Origin of the sequence: Photorhabdus kayaii, assembly GCF_025384895.1 — a bacterium.
GTDB classification, from domain to species: domain Bacteria; phylum Pseudomonadota; class Gammaproteobacteria; order Enterobacterales; family Enterobacteriaceae; genus Photorhabdus; species Photorhabdus kayaii.
On record NZ_JAJAFZ010000225.1, the window covers coordinates 1 to 581 of the forward strand.

Here is a 581-nt window from a genome sequence, read left to right on the forward strand (position 1 = left end):
CCATGATTAAATTGCAACACCATAATTTGATTTTCATGTCCATGCTGATACCGATTACCAATGGAATCCAAAGTCGAACATCCTTGAGAAATAAGCCCCTGAGATTCACCTTTTATCGTCACATAAATCATATTTGCCATAACTATACCTACTTAATTTACCTTATGTTCAAGTTCTCATTCTGAGTTATTTTCCTTTGATTTCAATAAAATAATTGTAATTTCCATAAGATAATTGTAGCAAATTGTTAATTATCTTATATAAATGTAAATATTGAAGGCTCGTAGTCAGACCAAATATATAAACAAATTCCATTCACTATTACTATCCTTTAGCAAAGAAAAAACTGCAAATTAATCAATATCAACCGACAACATCAGATTGAATTTATACATCACCGACTCCCTATAAATTCTCACTCTGTAGAGATTAGAAACCCATTTATTATATGTTGAAAATAATCCGATTATCTGATTAAGTTATGTCATCTAACGTCAGGCCAACATGTTAAAAGCTACCACAGGAACAAATAGAGTATTATGAAAAGAAACATTCAACCCGGTTTCTGTGTTGTACAGCAA

At 31.0% G+C, this 581-nt stretch carries 1 protein-coding gene; it reads right to left on the minus strand.

What is annotated here, in order from left to right:
• The coding region (tssD, locus tag LGZ98_RS24030) for a type VI secretion system tube protein TssD (RefSeq protein WP_262978760.1) at window positions 1–140 on the minus strand (140 nt) is incomplete at its 3' end.
• Window positions 141–581 lie beyond the last annotated feature (441 nt).